This window comes from Marinobacter litoralis (assembly GCF_003336705.1).
GTDB lineage: Bacteria > Pseudomonadota > Gammaproteobacteria > Pseudomonadales > Oleiphilaceae > Marinobacter > Marinobacter litoralis.
In genome coordinates this window covers 616,476-632,742 of the sequence record NZ_QMDL01000002.1, presented here as the reverse complement: position 1 = coordinate 632,742, position 16,267 = coordinate 616,476, and the positions used below count along the sequence as shown (strand labels likewise).

The window sequence follows — 16,267 nt, the reverse complement described above, 5'->3', positions numbered from 1 at the left end:
TAAGCACCTGTATTAAATTGATATTGCCTGCTGTGGAGCGATTTTTGCCTCAGATCGTATCGAAGGAATCTTTGTAAGATTCATAAGGGGTAACGGTAATGAAAGCTACAATTCGACTAATGGCTGCAAGTTCTCTTGCATGGCTTTTGATAGCAGGCAGTCCAGCACAGGCCGCGTTGATGACGTGCAGCGTTCCTGGTCCCGGTGGAACTAGCTATTCGCTGTCCGATGCATCGAATAAAGCGTGTTTCAGTGGTAATGACACCAACCAGATTGACGCAAGTTTTTCACTTTTTGGAATGACCGGTTGGGTACTCTCGGATAAAAACGATGGTCCAGATGGTGATGGAGTGATTGAGTTTTTAACTGCACCGACGAACGGAGACAAGTCCGGAAATTGGGCGATCGATACGCTCGCTGGTCTAAGCAATATCGTGATTACGCTCAAGGCGGGGAATGGGTTCGGGGCGTTTCTACTCGATCTGACTGTTGCTGATCCTCTTTCCGGAAGATGGGCGTCAGGTAAAGATTTGTCGCACGCCTCTATCTATTACAATGGACAGCCTACCACTAAAGTGCCCGAGCCAAGCACGCTGGCTTTGATTGGCTTGGGTTTGTTGGGACTAGGTATGGCTAGGCGAAGAGCCCACAAGTAATACTTGGGAGTAGGTTCTTCGGACGGCTCGGCATCTATTGGATCCCGGGCCGTTTTTTTTGATGGGGTGGATGTTGGGCTGCGTAACTTATGAAAAAAATTATTGGCCAGAAACGAAAAAGCCCGCTTAGAAGCGGGCTTGATCGAGAAATTAGTGGTGCCCGGAGGCGGAATCGAACCACCGACACGAGGATTTTCAATCCTCTGCTCTACCGACTGAGCTATCCGGGCGTGTTGAGCTATGTGCTCCAACGGGGCGCTATTAAACCGGTTTAGGGTTTGGGAGTCAAGGCCGGCGAGCAAAAATTTCTTAATATTTCCGCAGTTGATCAGGCCTTGAACAAATTCCTTACTTTTCGGGTGGAACATACCCTTCGGCCTTGTCGAAAGGCTCGTTATTGAAGAAATGGTCCATCTGCGCTTGCAGGTACTTACGGTTGTTCACGTCCATCAGATTCAGGTGCTTTTCGTTGATCAGCATGGTCTGCTGATTCTGCCATTCTTCCCAGGCGGCCTTGGAAATGTTTTCAAAAATATCCTGGCCCTTGGGGCCGGGCATCGGAGGCATGGACAGGCCTTCCATCTCCTTCTGGTACTTTCGGCAGAATACAGTGCGGCTCATGATGACTCCTATGTTGGGGTTGTTGCAGCAAGCATGATAACAGATTGGATCAGAGCAGGGCGCTTTGCTCCGGCTCGGTCAGCAGGCTGCGAATGGGCGCTGGCAGGCCTAGCGTGAGTGCTTCGTCGCGGTGTAGCCAGCGCTGGCTTTCTGAATCCGCGATTCTGGTGTTGCCAGATACAGGCAGGCGGGCCGGCTGTATGTGGAGGTGATAGTGGCTGAACGTATGGCGAAAGCCGCTGATCAACTCTGGATCGCTGCACACAAGCCCTAGCTCCTTCTCGCAGGCTTCTTGCAGCTCTTCAGCGCCGTAGGCTGGGTCCAGCTCTGGAAGGCTCCAGAGGCCGCCCCAAATGCCGCTGGGCGGTCGTCTTTCTAGCAGAATGCGGCCTTCGGTATCTTCAAAGATCAGCATCCAGGTGGTTTTTTCCGGCTTCTGTTTTTTCGGCTTGGAGCCGGGGTAAAGGTGGGTTTGGCTTTCTGCATAGGCAACGCACCCACTATTGAGCGGGCAACTGTCGCATTTAGGTTTGCTGCGAGTGCACACCATAGCACCCAGATCCATAATGCCCTGGGTGTAATCACGCACGCGGTGGTTCGGTGTGTGAGTTTCAGCATGTTGCCACAGCTGCTTTAGTACAGCGCTTTGCCCCGGCCAGCCGGGTACAGCGTGGTAGCGGGCCAAAACCCGTTTTACGTTGCCGTCCAGAATCGCGGCGCGCTTGCCAAAGGCTTGGGCCAGAATGGCGGCTGCCGTTGAACGTCCGATGCCCGTGAGTGACTCTAGCGCCTCCTGATCTTGCGGAAACTCACCGTCATAAGCCTCGACGATTTGCTTGGCCGCTTTGTGCAGGTTGCGGGCCCGAGCGTAGTAGCCAAGGCCGGACCAGTGGCTGAGCACGGCATCTTCAGGTGCCGAGGCCAGTGCCTGAACGTCCGGGAAGCTGGCCATAAAGGCTTCAAAATAAGGGATTACGGTGGCGACCTGGGTTTGCTGAAGCATGATTTCAGAAACCCAGACGCGGTAAGCGTTACGGTCATGGTGCCACGGCAGGTTGTGCCTGCCGTGGTTGTCGTACCAATCAAGCAGCTTTTCGGCGAACAGGTCCGGCATTAGTTGAACAAACCTTTGAGCGCATCCTTCACTTTGCCGCCTTCTTCGCCCAGCTTTTCCTTAAGTTTTTCGTCAACTTTGTCTTTTGCCTTCTGCTTGGCTTCGTCCACCTTTTCTCCTGCTTTAGCCTTGGCGCGGTCGATTTCCTCTTTCGCTTTCGCGCGAGCAGCATTGGCCGCAATGTCTTTCAGTGTGTCGCGAAAACGGGAACCGTCAAAGGAGCACAGGCCGGCCGGGTCTTCGGCGAAATTGCCGCGGCATTCAACCGGAATCACTACATTCTGCACGTACTCGGTAGTCCGGCAGGCTTGGTCGCGGTGGATGTCACCCACAATGCGCAGCCCGACTTCGTAATCAAGTTCGCTTTGCTCTAGGTCAACAGTGCCATCGCCTTCCAGGCGCATGCCGGCCAGTTCAGCCACCAGGTCTGTGTTGTTCAGGGTGTTGCCGTCGATCTTGAGCGTGCCACGCATGTCGTTGAACGGTGTGGTTGAACCCCAGTCAGAAGTGGACAGCTGTTCCTGATTGACCAGTGCGATGCCCTGGCAAGCCATACGCGTGAGGTTCATTTTTCGGAACTCACCTTCGGCGAGATTAAAGCTGACTTCACCTTTAGCGTTGTTTCGCAATGCCGAGATGCGGTTGCCGGTCGTGTCTACGGCAAGATTCAGGTTGGCGCCGCCAGACAGCATGTCGACCTCTGCCAGCTGAGTCAGCAGCGGAAGCGTTTGCACGTTGTTAACATCTGAGCGGATTTTCCATTTCGGGTTGTCGGTGCGGGCATCAATGGTGACGTTGGCGCCGAAGGTGCCGTAGTAAAGCTTGCCGCTGAATTCGTCGACCTTCAGCAGGCCATCTTTAGCCGTGGTGCTGGCTTTGATTTCGTTGATGGTCAGGTTGCTGACAACGAGTTCGCCCAAATCGAAATTGATGTCCAATAGCAACGAACGCAGAGTGTCCAGTGGGAGCAGGTCGGTTTCCGGCTGGTTGGCCGAGGCGGTCTCTGTTGCCGGGCTATCGGTGTTGCTGGCTGTTTCTCCAGCAGCGCCTTCTTCAGCGGCCGGTGGCAAATAACGGTCTGCGTTTAGCTTGTCGCCTTGCAGATTGAAGACCAGACCACCGTTGCTCAGGGTATAGCTGCCGTTACCGTTGAATTGGGTGTCGTCCAAGATGATCTTAAGATCACTCAATGCCACTGTACCCGGCTTGCCGCCAAGGTTGGTTGAAAACGCGATGGCTTTCAGTACATCTGGGTCAGCCGTCTCAATGGCTGGTTGGCCAAGATTGCTAAGCAGCTTCTTCAGAGAAAACTCTGAAATGGCCAGGTTGCCATCCAGGGCTGGCTTGTCGCCAAAGCCTTTTACGTTAAGGTTGGTGCTTAGCTTCAGGTTGGCCAGGCTGGCGGTGAAATCGCTCAGTGACGCGGTTTCATCTTCGAGGTTGGCCGCCAGAGAACCGCCCAGTTCTGCGGTGACAGATTTGCCGCCAAACGGTTCGCCGTTCATGTCGAAGACGGCTTTCAGGCCAGACATGGTGAATTCGTTCAGCGCCTGATTGGCTTTCAGGTTGGCGCTGATGCTGCCATCTACAGCCAGCTTGGGTTGTGCGGTTTCTACCTTGAATTGAATATCCAGCGGGAACTCGGAACCTAACGTGATGTTGCTGGCCATCACCGAGAAGTCTTCCAGTACAACCGACTGCCCGGTGCTCAGGTCGTTGTAGTGAACACGGGCGTTGCTGATTTCAACGTTCTCTACGTTGAAGTTAAGGGCGTCGCCGCCTTCACTGGACTCTGCGGTTTGTTCAGCGCCTGCCGGTGTTTCTGTAGTGTCCGCCTTTTCGGGTTCTTCGGCACCGGCTGGCTTCTCTGCCATGATCCGGGCCCAGTTGCCTTCGCCTTGCTCATTCACTTCGAAATGCGCGTCCAGGCCGTTAAGGACGAAGGTGTTCACCTGCGGTGACATGGCAATCAGTGACCAAAAATCGATCTGGGCAATCAATTGCTCCAGAGCCACAAAACGCTCGCCTTCCAGCGTTGCTTCTACTTTATTCAGTTCCAGGCCTAGCGGGATGAAGGACCAGCCAATATCGCCTTCAAGAATCAGATCCAGATTGGTTTGCTTCTCGACTGCCGCTTCAATTTGCGGTTTGTAGTCATTTGGATTAATTACGGCCACAGCGATAGCAACGGCTGCGACAGCCAGGACGACAAGGCCTATGAGGGCATAGAGCGCGTAGCGTAGGACTTTCATTACATGATTTCCTTTTCTTCCCTGATGAAGGGAATTGCCTGATGTATGACGAATGAATTACTTAAAGGATAACGCAGGGTTAGCAAATTAACAGTGCAGGAATATGACAATGCGGTAGTCTTGGTTCAAAATACACCGCAAACGTGCCGGGGAAAACGCTCTGTCACGCAAATAAGCATAACAAGGAGTCGGATGTGGCTATCACTGTTTCAATCGAGCTTAACCGTGAACTGGAAATTCAGGCGAGCTATGACGAAGTATTCGACCTGCTGGCAGATGTGCCCGAATCCGTCAGTCATTTTCCTAAAGTAGAAAAGTTGGTTGATCTTGGCGACAACACCTATCGCTGGGAAATGGAAAAGGTGGGTATTGATAAGCACGCCATTCAGTCGGTTTACGCCTGTAAGTACTATGCAGATAAAGACGCCGGCAAAATTACCTGGGAACCGGTTAAAGGCGAAGGTAATGGGGTCGTGAGCGGATCCTGGGTTGTCACCGCCAAAGATGCGAACACCACAAGCCTGCGCTTCCAAACCAGTGCCGCTCTGACTTTGCCCCTGCCAAGCCTGCTTAAGCTGGCTATCAGTCCTGTTATCAAGCACGAGTTTAACAGCTTGGTTGACACTTACATGAACAACCTGAAAAACGCGTTCTAAACCTGATCCTGACGATACAGTCCATTGCGGGACTCCTGCTGTGTAAATCGGTATAATCCGTAAACATCTAAGTTTTCGGTAGCAAGCCAGTTTTTACAACGGAGTCTCCATGGCTGAACGTAAGGCTCGGGTAGAGCGAAATACCCTTGAAACCCAGATCACTGTTGAGATCAATCTCGACGGTACCGGCAAAGCTCGTTTCGACACGGGCGTGCCTTTTCTCGACCACATGATGGACCAGATCGCCCGCCATGGTTTGATCGACCTGGATATCACCTGCAAAGGCGATACCTACATTGATGATCACCACACCGTGGAAGACATCGGCATCACCTTGGGCCAAGCGTTCAAGCAGGCCGTGGGCGATAAAAAAGGGATTCGCCGCTACGGTCATGCCTACGTGCCGCTGGATGAAGCGCTTTCCCGCGTTGTGATCGACCTTTCTGGCCGTCCAGGCCTGTGCATGAACATTCCCTACACTCGTGCGGTGGTTGGTGGTTTCGACGTAGACCTGTTCGAAGAGTTCTTCCGTGGGTTTGTGAACCACTCCATGACAACCGTCCACATCGACAATCTGAAGGGTAAGAACACCCACCACCAGATTGAAACCGTGTACAAAGCCTTCGGCCGTGCCCTGCGCATGACCATTGAGATGGACGAGCGTATGGCCGGCATCATGCCGTCTACCAAAGGCGCTCTGTAATCCGGTTGCCAACAGGAATCTGAACCACCATGAAGACCGTCGCCATCATCGACTACGGTATGGGCAATTTGCACTCCGCGCGGAAAGCCGTGGAGCATGTGGCCCCGGATTGTACCGTATTGGTAACCGATAACGCCGATCAGATACGCGAAGCCGACCGGGTGATCCTGCCTGGCGTTGGCGCCATTCGTGATTGCATGGCTGAAATTCGCCGCTTGGAAGTGGACAAGCTGGTGAAAGAAGTCTCTCAGGACCGCCCCTTTCTGGGCATTTGCGTGGGTATGCAGGCGCTGATGGCTCGAAGTGAAGAAAACGGCGGAGTGGAGGGCATCGGCCTGTTTCCTTCAGAAGTGCGTTACTTCGGGGACAATCTGTCCGAAAACGGTGAGCGCCTGAAAGTGCCTCATATGGGGTGGAACCAGGTTCACCAAGCGATGGATCATCCTCTATGGTACAACATCCCGGACGGTGACCGTTTCTACTTCGTACACAGCTACTACGCCGAAGCCAACGGCAACACCCATATGGCGGGCCGCACCCATTACGGTGTGGATTTGGCGGCTGCGGTGGCGAAAGACAATACCTTTGCAGTGCAGTTCCACCCTGAGAAAAGTGCTCGGGCGGGGCTGCAGTTGCTGGAAAACTTCACAAATTGGACTGGAAACCGCTGAACGCGGGCAGGGAACAAGACATGCTGATTATCCCCGCAATCGATCTGAAAGACGGCAAGTGCGTAAGACTGCGCCAAGGCCGCATGGACGACTCCACCGTGTTCGGAGACGATCCGGTAGATATGGCCACCAAGTGGGTTGAAGCCGGTGCTCGTCGCTTGCATTTGGTCGACCTTAACGGCGCCTTTGCCGGTGAGCCCGTAAACGGCGAAATCGTTAAAGCCATCGCCAAAAAATACCCGGATCTGCCCATCCAGATTGGTGGCGGCATCCGTTCTGCCGAAACCATCGAAGCCTACCTGAAGGCGGGCGTACAGTGGGTCATCATCGGCACTAAAGCGGTTAAAGAACCCGAATTCGTTACCGACATGTGCAAACGCTTCCCCGGCCACATTATCGTGGGGCTGGATGCCAAAGACGGCCGCGTAGCCACAGATGGCTGGGCCGAAGTGTCCGAAGTGATGGCGGTTGATCTGGCCAAGCGTTTCGCTAACGACGGCGTAGACTCCATCGTTTATACCGACATTGCCCGCGATGGCATGATGCAGGGTGTGAACGTTGAAGCTACCGCAGCTTTGGCAGAGCAGGGCGGCATTCCGGTGATTGCATCCGGCGGTGTCACCAACATGGACGACCTCAAGCGTCTGGCAACTGTGGCAGACAAGGGCATCCTGGGCGCAATCACTGGCCGTGCTATCTACGAAGGCACGCTCGATGTCGCGGAAGCCCAAGCCTACTGCGACAGCTTGAACAACTGAGGAAGCACCATGGCACTGGCAAAACGCATCATTCCTTGTCTGGATGTGGACAAGGGTCGAGTGGTTAAAGGCGTAAATTTCGTGGATATCCGTGACGCCGGCGATCCTGTTGAAGTGGCCCGGCGCTACAACGAACAGGGTGCAGACGAAATTACGTTTCTGGATATCACCGCCAGTCACGAAAGCCGTGACACCACCTACGAAACCGTAGAGCGTATGGCTGCTGAAGTGTTCATCCCGCTGACGGTTGGTGGTGGCGTTCGTACGGTAGACGACATCCGTAACTTGCTGAACGCCGGCGCCGACAAAGTGTCGATCAATACCGCCGCGGTATTTAACCCGGAGTTCGTGCGCGAAGCTGCAGAGCGATTTGGGCGCCAGTGCATTGTGGTGGCCATTGATGCCAAGCAAGTCAGCGCCGAAGGCGAAGAGCCCCGGTGGGAAATCTTCACTCACGGTGGCCGTAAACCGACCGGGCTGGATGCCGTTGAATGGGCTGTAAAGATGGTCGAAATGGGTGCGGGTGAGCTGTTGCTGACCAGTATGGACCGTGACGGCACCAAGATCGGTTTCGACCTTGGCTTAACTCGTGCAATCAGTGATGCGGTATCCGTGCCGGTGATTGCCTCCGGCGGGGTCGGTGAACTTCAGCACTTGGCTGATGGCGTTACCCAAGGTGGGGCCGATGCCGTATTGGCGGCGTCTATCTTCCACTTCGGGCAGCACACCATTCCTGAAGCCAAAGCCTTTATGAAGGCTCAGGGCATCGAAGTCCGCGATTAATTGCTCTTGGCGTAAGCAGGTCGAATGGCCTGCTTTTCGCCTTCTGCAAACATCTCCCGATTGTCATTGCGTATCGCCCAGATTCCTCTAACGGTTGCAATGGCAATACCTTGCTCATCCAGTTCCGGCAAATGCTTTTCCAGGTAGTCCACTGTCACCGTGTGCGGGTGGCCAATGCCGATGGCGGTACCCTTCTCTTTGGCGGTTTTAATCAAAAGCTGGAATTGTTGATCAACAAATTCTTCGGTTTGTTCGTGGTCCAGAAACACATCACGGGTCAGGCTAGGGATTTGATAGGAGCTGGCCATGCTCCCGGCGACGGAGCTGGCGATGGTGCGGCTATCCACAAAGTACACCGGATAGCGGCTCAGCTCTTTCATCACCCATTCCATCGGCTGCATTTGTTGGGTTAACAGGCTGCCCATGTGGTTGTTTACCCCTGTTACGTGGGGGATGGACTGCAGGGCGCGACGGAGCGTGGTGGTCACAGCGGCTTCGTCCATGTCCGGCGTTAACCCGCCGGGGCCCAGGCCGAAGTTCCGGGTGTTGGCCATAGGGGCGTGCAGCATAACCTCTTTATCGTTCGAGTAAGCCTCTTTGGCAAGGCGTACCGTGTGGCGACGATAAGGCAGGAATGCCAAGGTCAGCGGCTGGTCCAGTTGCACCAAACGCTGACCTTCATGCAGGTTGTGGCCTACGTCATCAATGATGATGGCGATGGTTGGCGGCAGAGCTTCTCCCGGTGCTGCGCTGTGCGCAACACCCGAACCCAGTGCAAAAACCGCTGCAAGCCAAAAGCCACCTAGACGTTTCATCACTGCTTGCTGTCCTTGGAGCCAGACAGAATGCTCATGCCTTTCAGCAGGTTCAGGGCGGAACGAAGCTGGTAGTCCCGGCTTTCTGCAGACTCCCGTGCTTGCTCTTTCTTTTCACGTTCCTGGCGGGCTTTCTCTTCATCCTCGCCTTCCAGGTGACCACTTAGATCCGCCTCGGTAAAGAATGGGCGGCTGTCCAGTTCAGTCAGCTCAGCCGGGCGAACCTCGATATCCGGTGTGATGCCTTTGGCCTGAATCGAACGGCCATCTGGCGTGAAGTAGCGCGCAGTGGTCATCTTGATCGCATGGGTCTCGTCCAGTGGGATGATGGTTTGCACGCTGCCTTTACCGAAGGATTGGGTGCCCATAACCACGGCCCGTTTATGATCTTGCAGGGCGCCAGCCAGAATTTCCGAGGCCGAGGCAGAGCCGCCGTTTACCAGAACGACAATGGGCGTGCCTTCCATCAAGTCACCTTTCTTGGCGCTGAATCTCAGGCGAGAACTTTGAATGCGGCCTTCGGTGTAGACGATCAGGCCACTATCAAGCAGTGCGTCAGCGGCTTCAACCGCAGCTTGCAGGACGCCGCCCGGGTTGTTGCGCAGGTCAATCACCAGACCTTTGAGATCGTTGCCATAATCGTTTTCCAGCTTGCTCAGGGCTTGTCGGAACTGGCGGCCGGTTTCAGCCTGGAACTGGGTGATGCGAACGTAGCCGTAGCCGCTTTCGAGCATACGAGATTTAACGCTGGTGACTTTGATGATGTTACGGGTAACATCAATCTCGATGGGCGCGTTCTGGCCTTCACGCATAATCGTCAAGGTGAGGACCGTGCCGGGCTTGCCGCGCATCAGGTTGACCGCTTCTTCCAGCGACATACCTTTGACCGGCTTTTCATCGAGCTTGATGATCAAGTCGCCCGCTTGTACCCCGGCTTTTTGTGCCGGCGTGTCGTCGATGGGGGAGATGACTTTGACGAAGCCGTTCTCCATGCCCACTTCAATGCCCAAACCGCCAAATTCGCCGGAGGTGCTTTCTTCAAGCTCTTCGTAGTCTTTCGGGGCAAGGTAGGTTGAGTGCGGGTCCAGGTCGGAGAGCATGCCTTTGATCGCGCTTTCAAGCAGCTTGCTGTCTGACACTTCTTCGACGTAAGCGCCTTTGATGCGGGCAAATACTTCGGTGAACTTGCGCAGGTCTTCCAGTGGAAGCTGTTTTTCCGGGTCCGGTAATTTCAGTTCAACTCGCTGCCCGTCCTGAAGCCCCTGGATCACCTCATGAGGTTGGGTGTCATTGTCTTGAGCAAACGCCAGTCCGGGAAGGGTGAAAAAACAGGTGGCCACGAGTGCGAGAGAACGTAATGGTGAAATCTGGAGAGAGCTTGGGACCCGTTTCATTCACATATCCTGTTTTGTTTCCAATAGTTGGACGGGAAAGTTGTTTGCCACAGTATGGCGTTCACACGAACGTTTGTCAGCCTTTCAGTTCTCAGCTTAAAGTTTGTTTAGCCAAGAGGTTGGATTAACCGGCTTTCCGTTCTTGCGCACTTCAAAATAGAGCGCAGGATCTTGGGTGCCTCCGGTGCGGCCAGCCAAGGCGATGGTTTGGCCGGGTGTAACCCAGTCGCCCGGAGCCGTGAACAGGCTGCTGCTGTGGCCGTACAGTGTCATGTAGCCGTCGCCGTGGTCGATGATGGTCATCAGGCCAAAACCACGAAGCCAGTTGGCAAAGACAACCCGGCCATGATGTACCGCCGTTACCTCGGCCTCTTCCTGAGTGTTAATGATCATACCGTTTCGGCGCAGCTTGCCGTCTGCGTACAGAGCACCGTATGGGCTGACCACTTTGCCTCGTACCGGCCAGCCAAGTTTACTGCGTTGTGATTTGAAGGGCCGCGACTCGTTGGGGGAAGGGATGTTGGCGATCGCCTGCTGCACTTCGTCCAATAGTTTTTCCAATCGTTCCTGATCGGCTTCAAGATTCTTCTTTTCGCTGCGACGGTCTTTTATGTCGCTCTTTAGGGCAGCTAAGGTTTTGCTTCGCTCTTTCCGGCTCTCGGCGAGGCGGTTTTGGCGCTGTTCCAGGCTGGCTTCGGTGTTAGCCAGCTCGACCCTTGTGGCTTGTACTTCCGCGCGAGCAGCTTTTAGTTCGCGAAGGCTGCGCTGGAAGGCTTCCAGCCGCTCGACGGTATCTTTGCTCAGATATTCGTAATAGGTCATGGTGCGGGCAAGATTGCCCGGCTCGGTTTCGTTCAGTAAGACTTTCAGGGCAGGGGCTTCGCCTTCCATCCAGGCGGCCCGAATTTGCTTCATCAGGCTTTGACGCTGAACGTTCAGGGTTTCGGTGAGTTCGTTCTCTTGCTTTTTCAGCGTTTGCAGGCGGCTCTTCTGCTCGGCAGCTTGTCGGCGCAGCTCCCGGCGTTCGCGGGTCAGTTTGCTGATGTTTCGCTCGGTGGCGGCGAGTTGTTGTTCCAGCTTGGAGCGGTCTTCTTCTGCATCGGCCAGCCACTCATCTATGTTGGCGATGCGCTTCTTCAACGCTTCAACCTGTTCGGGCGTGACGTCTTGCTCGGCGTATAGCGGCGCAGCCCCCAAAGTGAGGGCCAGCGCCAAGGCAATGAGACGTTTCAAAATGCTCGCCGTTATACCGATCAGCCTATCTCAGCCAAATTTTGGCCGGTCATCTCTTCCGGCGCTTTGTCACCCATCAGGGTCAGCAGCGTAGGGGCAATGTCGCTCAGGCTGCCGTTGTCTTTCAGGGTGATGGTGCGCGGGCCGGTGTAAACCAGCGGTACCGGGCCGATGGTGTGAGAGGTGTGAACCTGGCCGGAGTTGGGGTCGGTCATTTGCTCGCAGTTGCCATGGTCTGCTGTGATCAGTGCTTCACCGCCCACTTCGTCCAGTGCTTCAACCACGCGCTGAACGCACTGGTCGAGACATTCGGCCGCTTTGATGGCTGCGTCCAGCTTGCCGGTATGGCCAACCATGTCGCCATTGGCGTAGTTGCACACGATCAGGTCGTACTTACCGCTCTTGATAGCGTCCACCAGCTTGTCGGTGACCTCAGGTGCGCTCATTTCCGGCTGCAAGTCGTAGGTGGCCACTTTCGGAGAGGGCACCAGAATACGATCTTCGCCTTCAAACGGTGTTTCCATACCGCCGTTGAAGAAGAAGGTCACGTGGGCGTATTTTTCAGTTTCGGAAATGCGTAGCTGGGTTTTGCCCAGTTTCGCCATGTATTCGCCCAAACCGTTCGTGAGTTGCTCGGGCGGGTAGGCACAAGAGGTTTTAATGTCGGCGGCGTATTCAGTCAGCATGACGAAATCGGCCAGTTCCGGATGCTTGCGGCGATCGAAACCGTCAAAATCCGGCTCTACGAAAGTGCGGGTCATTTCCCGGGCGCGGTCCGCACGGAAGTTCATGAACAGAACGGCGTCGCCATCGTTAATGGTGCCTTCCGGTTGGCCATCTTTATGAATGCGGGTCGCTTTCACGAACTCGTCGTTTTCGCCGCGCTCATAGGCTTGCTCCAGTGCGGAGATCGGGTCACCGAAGGTGAATTCTGCATCGCCCAGAGTCATGACGTTGTAGGCGCTTTCGACACGGTCCCAGCGATTATCGCGGTCCATGGCGAAGTAGCGCCCAACGATGCTGGCAACGCGGCCAACGCCGAGGCTTTCCATTTTGGCCGCGGCTTTTTCCAGTGACGGGCGAGCGCTGCGTGGCGGCATGTCGCGGCCATCCAGAAACGCGTGGATATACACTTCTTTTGCGCCGCGTGCGGCCGCCAGTTCAGCAGCAGCCAGGATATGATCTTCGTGGCTGTGAACACCGCCGGGAGACAGCAGGCCCATAATGTGCACCGCTTTGCCGTTGTTGGCGGCTTTATCAATCGCGTTGCACAAGGCCGGGTTGTTTTGGAACTCGCCGTCTTCCAGGTCTTTGTCGATGCGCGTCAGGCTCTGATACACCACCCGGCCAGCGCCGAGGTTCATGTGGCCGACTTCCGAGTTGCCCATCTGGCCTTGTGGCAGGCCAACAAACATACCTGAGGTGTTAATCAGGGTTTTCGGCTGGTTCTGCCAGAGTTTGTCCCAAAACGGGGTGTTGGCGTTCGAGATGGCGTTGTCATCAGCCGGGTCACGGTGGCCCCAGCCGTCGAGGATAATCAGTGCAGTGGGCTTGCGCGTCGCGGTCATCGTATTGTCCGGTTGGTTGTAGATTGAACGAATAAAAAGTGGGGTAGATTGTAACCGTTTTCATTTGCGCAGGCCACGCAGTAACGCTCGAGGCTGCCCGCCTTCTTTGAGCGGGTGTGGGTGTGTATAATCCGGCCAAACTAATTTTCAGGGTAGCGCTCCATGGATCGTTTGTTTGAATTCGTTGTTAATCACTACATTCTGGTATCAATTTTTGTCGCGCTGATTCTGGCGATTCTGGCCCTAGAATCTCGTCGCGGTGGCGCAAAAATTTCAGCCCAAGGTGCGGTCACTTTGATTAACCGGGAAGAAGCCGTGGTGCTGGATATCCGTGATCGCAAAGAATTCGGAGAAGGGCGCATTACGGGTTCGATCAACATTCCACTGAGCGGTTTGAAAGATCGTCTGAACGAACTGAACAAGCACAAAGAAAAGCAGATTGTGGTCGTGGATAAAATGGGCCAGCACTCTGCCATGGCCGTCAAGCAGCTTAAAGAAGCCGGGTTTTCGGACGTTGTTCGCCTGAACGGCGGCATTGCTGACTGGAAAGCCAGTAACTTGCCGGTGGTTAAGAAGTAATAGGGCTTGATCTGATCGGCGATCTATCGCACTGTTTCACATTACTTGTCCGGGGCAGGCGGTAGACTGTTCTGGCAAAGCGTGACTAGGACAATGGGCTTTGCCCATGCTACGAAATAAAAACGAAAGGACGGATCATGGCTGAGAATCAGCAAGCCGCAGGCAACGAAAACCAGAATCAACCCCAGTTTGCCCTTCAGCGTATTTACGTGAAGGACCTCTCTTTTGAATCGCCGAATGCGCCGATGGTGTTTCAGGAGCAGTGGAAGCCGCAGGTAAATCTGGACCTGAATACCTCTCACACCAAAGTTAGCGACAATCAGTACGAAGTGGTGCTGTCGATGACCGTGACCGCTAAACTGGGCGAGAAAGTTGCCTACATTGTTGAGATCCAGCAGGCAGGCGTCTTTATGGTAGCGGGTATTGAGGGGCCTCAGCTTGGCCAGATGCTAGGAGCCTACTGCCCGACCATTCTGTTCCCCTACGCCCGTGAAGCCATTGATGGTGCGGTCGGCAAAGGCAGCTTCCCGGCTTTGATGCTGGCACCGGTGAATTTCGATGCGATCTACGCTCAGGCGCTGAAAAAGAAGCAGGAAGAAGCGGCTGGTGAGGCCGGGGCAGAGCAAACGCACTAAGCGTTTCTCGCGTCCAGACATAAAAAAACCGGCAGATTAGCCGGTTTTTTTTGTCTGCTTGAAAGGCTCAGGTTGCGCCGGGAAAGCCCAGCTGGCGCCATGCTTCATACACCACCAACGCCGCCGTATTGGACAGGTTCAGGCTACGACTGTCGGGTTGCATAGGTACCCGCAGCCGATGACTTTCTTCCAATCCTTCACGAACATCTACGGGTAAGCCACGAGTCTCGGGGCCGAACATCAGGTAATCACCGTCCTGATAGGCGACCTCATGGTAATGGCGAGAACCTTTAGTTGTAAGACCGAACAGCCGCGCAGGCCGTTCAGTTTCGAGAAAACTCGCGTAATCCTTGTGGATCTTTACCGTGGCGTATTCGCTGTAGTCCAACCCGGCCCGGCGCATCTGTTTGTCTTCGAGAGAGAATCCCAAAGGCTCAATAAGGTGCAGCTGGCAGCCGGTGTTGGCGCAAAGCCGGATGATATTGCCGGTGTTCGGCGGTATCTCCGGCTCGTATAAGACAACGTGTAACACCCGCCTTAGCGCTCTACTGCCAAGGCAACGCCCATGCCACCACCGATGCACAAGGTAGCCAGACCTTTCTTGACATCACGGCGCTGCATTTCGTGCAGCAGGGTAACCAGAATCCGGCAGCCGGACGCACCAATGGGGTGGCCAAGGGCGATGGCGCCGCCGTTAACGTTCACCTTGCTGGTGTCCCAGCCCATATCCCGGTTAACGGAAATGGCTTGCGCCGCAAAGGCTTCGTTGGCTTCGACCAGATCCAGGTCTGCCGCGGTCCAGCCGGCACGCTCCAGGCAACGCTGGCTGGCAGGAATTGGGCCGGTGCCCATGATGGTAGGATCAACGCCGGCATTGGCGTGGGCTTTGATCGTGGCTAACGGGGTTAAGCCCAGCTCTTTGGCTTTCTCGGCGCTGCAAACCATAACGGCGGCCGCACCGTCGTTCAACGAGGATGCGTTGCCGGCGGTGACAGAGCCGTCTTTCTTGAACGCTGGGCGCAGTTTGGCCAGACCTTCAGCAGATACGCCATCCCGTGGGCATTCATCTTTATCAACCACGATCGGGTCGCCCTTCCGCTGCGGAATGCTGACCGGAACGATCTGGCCGTCAAAGCGTCCGTCGTTCTGAGCAGCCACAGCTTTTTGTTGGGATGCCGCGGCGAATTCATCTTGTTCTTCACGGCTGATACCGTACTTCTCAACAATGTTCTCGGCGGTGATGCCCATGTGGTAGTCGTTAAAGGCATCCCAAAGGCCGTCGGTGATCATGGTATCCACCATGTTCCAGTTGCCCATGCGCTGGCCGTTGCGGCTATTGGGCAGTACGTGGGGAGCCTGGCTCATGTTTTCCTGACCACCGGCAATGATCATCTCGGCATCGCCACAGCGAATAGACTGAACGGCCATATGAACGGCCTTCAGGCCGGAGCCGCAAACCTTGTTGATGGTCATGGCCGGAACCGACGCAGGGAGCCCTGCGTGAATGCTGGCTTGGCGAGCCGGGTTCTGGCCGCTGCCGGCGGTCAGTACCTGTCCGAGGATGACTTCGTTGATCTGCTCGCCGGAAACGCCTGTGTCTTCAATCAGGGCTTTGATAACAGCCGCGCCGAGCTGGTCAGCACGAACGCTCGACAAGCCACCACCAAAACTGCCGATGGCGGTACGTTTTGCAGCAACAATGACAACATCACGCATGGAATCTCTCCGTTATATATATGCAGGTTCAGCCGGTCGGCTGCCCGGGAATGAAAAGTATTGGCAGCTATTGTAGCCGGAAAGCATGAGTGCGCCAAAACCACCAAAGTCGA

The 16,267-nt window shown here is 55.0% G+C and carries 17 protein-coding genes and 1 tRNA gene; 8 read left to right on the top strand and 10 right to left on the bottom strand.

Annotated features, from left to right (window positions below):
- Nucleotides 1–98 precede the first annotated feature (98 nt).
- Nucleotides 99–656, top strand: coding sequence for a PEP-CTERM sorting domain-containing protein (locus tag DOQ08_RS08500; protein WP_114334474.1), 558 nt, complete (start codon nucleotides 99–101; stop codon nucleotides 654–656).
- A 154-nt stretch (nucleotides 657–810) separates the two neighbouring features.
- On the opposite strand, the gene DOQ08_RS08495 is transcribed toward DOQ08_RS08500, so the two are convergent.
- The 4 genes from DOQ08_RS08495 to DOQ08_RS08480 all read right to left on the bottom strand — a co-directional run bounded on the left by DOQ08_RS08495 (nucleotide 811) and on the right by DOQ08_RS08480 (nucleotide 4,643).
- A tRNA-Phe gene (locus DOQ08_RS08495) sits at nucleotides 811–886 on the bottom strand.
- Between the two features lie 118 nt (nucleotides 887–1,004).
- Nucleotides 1,005–1,277 carry an oxidative damage protection protein gene (locus DOQ08_RS08490; protein WP_114334473.1) on the bottom strand — a complete coding sequence of 91 codons (273 nt, stop codon included), beginning with the start codon at nucleotides 1,275–1,277 and terminating at the stop codon, nucleotides 1,005–1,007.
- A gap of 49 nt (nucleotides 1,278–1,326) precedes the next feature.
- Nucleotides 1,327–2,391: an A/G-specific adenine glycosylase gene (gene mutY, locus DOQ08_RS08485; protein ID WP_114334472.1), complete on the bottom strand. Its 1,065-nt coding sequence runs from the start codon at nucleotides 2,389–2,391 to the stop codon at nucleotides 1,327–1,329.
- Entirely contained in the window at nucleotides 2,391–4,643 is a 2,253-nt protein-coding gene (locus DOQ08_RS08480) for an AsmA family protein (RefSeq protein WP_114334471.1), read from the bottom strand. Before DOQ08_RS08480 ends, mutY begins: the two co-directional genes overlap by 1 nt.
- Nucleotides 4,644–4,837: 194 nt before the next feature.
- Between DOQ08_RS08480 and DOQ08_RS08475 the strand changes: the two genes are divergently transcribed.
- The 5 genes from DOQ08_RS08475 (at nucleotide 4,838) to hisF (ending at nucleotide 8,214) form a co-directional block, all read left to right on the top strand.
- Nucleotides 4,838–5,299 (top strand): SRPBCC family protein, encoded by a 462-nt coding sequence (locus DOQ08_RS08475; RefSeq protein WP_114334470.1) that lies wholly within the window; start codon nucleotides 4,838–4,840, stop codon nucleotides 5,297–5,299.
- A gap of 109 nt (nucleotides 5,300–5,408) precedes the next feature.
- Entirely contained in the window at nucleotides 5,409–6,002 is a 594-nt protein-coding gene (gene hisB / locus DOQ08_RS08470) for an imidazoleglycerol-phosphate dehydratase HisB (protein ID WP_114334469.1), read from the top strand.
- Between the two features lie 29 nt (nucleotides 6,003–6,031).
- On the top strand, nucleotides 6,032–6,673 hold the full coding sequence (gene hisH, locus DOQ08_RS08465; RefSeq protein ID WP_114334468.1) for an imidazole glycerol phosphate synthase subunit HisH: 642 nt from the start codon (nucleotides 6,032–6,034) through the stop codon (nucleotides 6,671–6,673).
- Between the two features lie 20 nt (nucleotides 6,674–6,693).
- Entirely contained in the window at nucleotides 6,694–7,431 is a 738-nt protein-coding gene (gene hisA / locus DOQ08_RS08460; RefSeq protein ID WP_114334732.1) for a 1-(5-phosphoribosyl)-5-[(5-phosphoribosylamino)methylideneamino]imidazole-4-carboxamide isomerase, read from the top strand.
- 9 nt (nucleotides 7,432–7,440) lie between these two features.
- A complete protein-coding gene (hisF, locus tag DOQ08_RS08455) occupies nucleotides 7,441–8,214 on the top strand; it encodes an imidazole glycerol phosphate synthase subunit HisF (protein WP_114334467.1) in 774 nt (257 codons plus the stop codon).
- Here hisF and DOQ08_RS08450 read toward each other — a convergent pair.
- The 4 genes from DOQ08_RS08450 to gpmM all read right to left on the bottom strand — a co-directional run bounded on the left by DOQ08_RS08450 (nucleotide 8,211) and on the right by gpmM (nucleotide 13,224).
- Nucleotides 8,211–9,029, bottom strand: a complete 819-nt coding sequence (locus DOQ08_RS08450; protein WP_114334466.1) for a divergent polysaccharide deacetylase family protein — start codon at nucleotides 9,027–9,029, stop codon at nucleotides 8,211–8,213. The genes hisF and DOQ08_RS08450 overlap by 4 nt on opposite strands.
- A complete protein-coding gene (locus DOQ08_RS08445; protein ID WP_114334465.1) occupies nucleotides 9,029–10,423 on the bottom strand; it encodes a S41 family peptidase in 1,395 nt (464 codons plus the stop codon). Before DOQ08_RS08445 ends, DOQ08_RS08450 begins: the two co-directional genes overlap by 1 nt.
- 96 nt (nucleotides 10,424–10,519) lie before the next feature.
- Entirely contained in the window at nucleotides 10,520–11,656 is a 1,137-nt protein-coding gene (locus tag DOQ08_RS08440) for a murein hydrolase activator EnvC family protein (RefSeq protein ID WP_227537553.1), read from the bottom strand.
- A 20-nt stretch (nucleotides 11,657–11,676) separates the two neighbouring features.
- Nucleotides 11,677–13,224, bottom strand: coding sequence for a 2,3-bisphosphoglycerate-independent phosphoglycerate mutase (gpmM, locus tag DOQ08_RS08435; RefSeq protein WP_114334464.1), 1,548 nt, complete (start codon nucleotides 13,222–13,224; stop codon nucleotides 11,677–11,679).
- A gap of 162 nt (nucleotides 13,225–13,386) precedes the next feature.
- Between gpmM and DOQ08_RS08430 the strand changes: the two genes are divergently transcribed.
- Both DOQ08_RS08430 and secB read left to right on the top strand, forming a co-directional pair.
- Nucleotides 13,387–13,803, top strand: coding sequence for a rhodanese-like domain-containing protein (locus tag DOQ08_RS08430; RefSeq protein ID WP_114334463.1), 417 nt, complete (start codon nucleotides 13,387–13,389; stop codon nucleotides 13,801–13,803).
- 137 nt (nucleotides 13,804–13,940) lie between these two features.
- Nucleotides 13,941–14,438: a protein-export chaperone SecB gene (secB, locus tag DOQ08_RS08425; protein ID WP_114334462.1), complete on the top strand. Its 498-nt coding sequence runs from the start codon at nucleotides 13,941–13,943 to the stop codon at nucleotides 14,436–14,438.
- A gap of 67 nt (nucleotides 14,439–14,505) precedes the next feature.
- On the opposite strand, the gene trmL is transcribed toward secB, so the two are convergent.
- Together trmL and DOQ08_RS08415 are read right to left on the bottom strand one after the other, a co-directional pair.
- A complete protein-coding gene (gene trmL, locus DOQ08_RS08420; RefSeq protein ID WP_114334461.1) occupies nucleotides 14,506–14,970 on the bottom strand; it encodes a tRNA (uridine(34)/cytosine(34)/5-carboxymethylaminomethyluridine(34)-2'-O)-methyltransferase TrmL in 465 nt (154 codons plus the stop codon).
- 5 nt (nucleotides 14,971–14,975) lie between these two features.
- Nucleotides 14,976–16,154 (bottom strand): acetyl-CoA C-acetyltransferase, encoded by a 1,179-nt coding sequence (locus tag DOQ08_RS08415; RefSeq protein ID WP_114334460.1) that lies wholly within the window; start codon nucleotides 16,152–16,154, stop codon nucleotides 14,976–14,978.
- Nucleotides 16,155–16,267 lie beyond the last annotated feature (113 nt).

Excerpts from the sequence above, each read along its gene's own strand:
- hisA (WP_114334732.1), top strand. The coding sequence starts at position 6,694 with ATGCTGATTATCCCCGCAATCGATCTGAAAGACGGCAAGTGCGTAAGA.
- gpmM (WP_114334464.1), bottom strand. The coding sequence starts at position 13,224 with ATGACCGCGACGCGCAAGCCCACTGCACTGATTATCCTCGACGGCTGG.
- DOQ08_RS08490 (WP_114334473.1), bottom strand. The coding sequence starts at position 1,277 with ATGAGCCGCACTGTATTCTGCCGAAAGTACCAGAAGGAGATGGAAGGC.
- mutY (WP_114334472.1), bottom strand. The coding sequence starts at position 2,391 with ATGCCGGACCTGTTCGCCGAAAAGCTGCTTGATTGGTACGACAACCAC.
- DOQ08_RS08500 (WP_114334474.1), top strand. The coding sequence starts at position 99 with ATGAAAGCTACAATTCGACTAATGGCTGCAAGTTCTCTTGCATGGCTT.
- secB (WP_114334462.1), top strand. The coding sequence starts at position 13,941 with ATGGCTGAGAATCAGCAAGCCGCAGGCAACGAAAACCAGAATCAACCC.
- DOQ08_RS08445 (WP_114334465.1), bottom strand. The coding sequence starts at position 10,423 with ATGAAACGGGTCCCAAGCTCTCTCCAGATTTCACCATTACGTTCTCTC.
- hisB (WP_114334469.1), top strand. The coding sequence starts at position 5,409 with ATGGCTGAACGTAAGGCTCGGGTAGAGCGAAATACCCTTGAAACCCAG.
- DOQ08_RS08480 (WP_114334471.1), bottom strand. The coding sequence starts at position 4,643 with ATGAAAGTCCTACGCTACGCGCTCTATGCCCTCATAGGCCTTGTCGTC.
- DOQ08_RS08430 (WP_114334463.1), top strand. The coding sequence starts at position 13,387 with ATGGATCGTTTGTTTGAATTCGTTGTTAATCACTACATTCTGGTATCA.
- hisH (WP_114334468.1), top strand. The coding sequence starts at position 6,032 with ATGAAGACCGTCGCCATCATCGACTACGGTATGGGCAATTTGCACTCC.
- DOQ08_RS08450 (WP_114334466.1), bottom strand. The coding sequence starts at position 9,029 with ATGAAACGTCTAGGTGGCTTTTGGCTTGCAGCGGTTTTTGCACTGGGT.
- DOQ08_RS08415 (WP_114334460.1), bottom strand. The coding sequence starts at position 16,154 with ATGCGTGATGTTGTCATTGTTGCTGCAAAACGTACCGCCATCGGCAGT.
- hisF (WP_114334467.1), top strand. The coding sequence starts at position 7,441 with ATGGCACTGGCAAAACGCATCATTCCTTGTCTGGATGTGGACAAGGGT.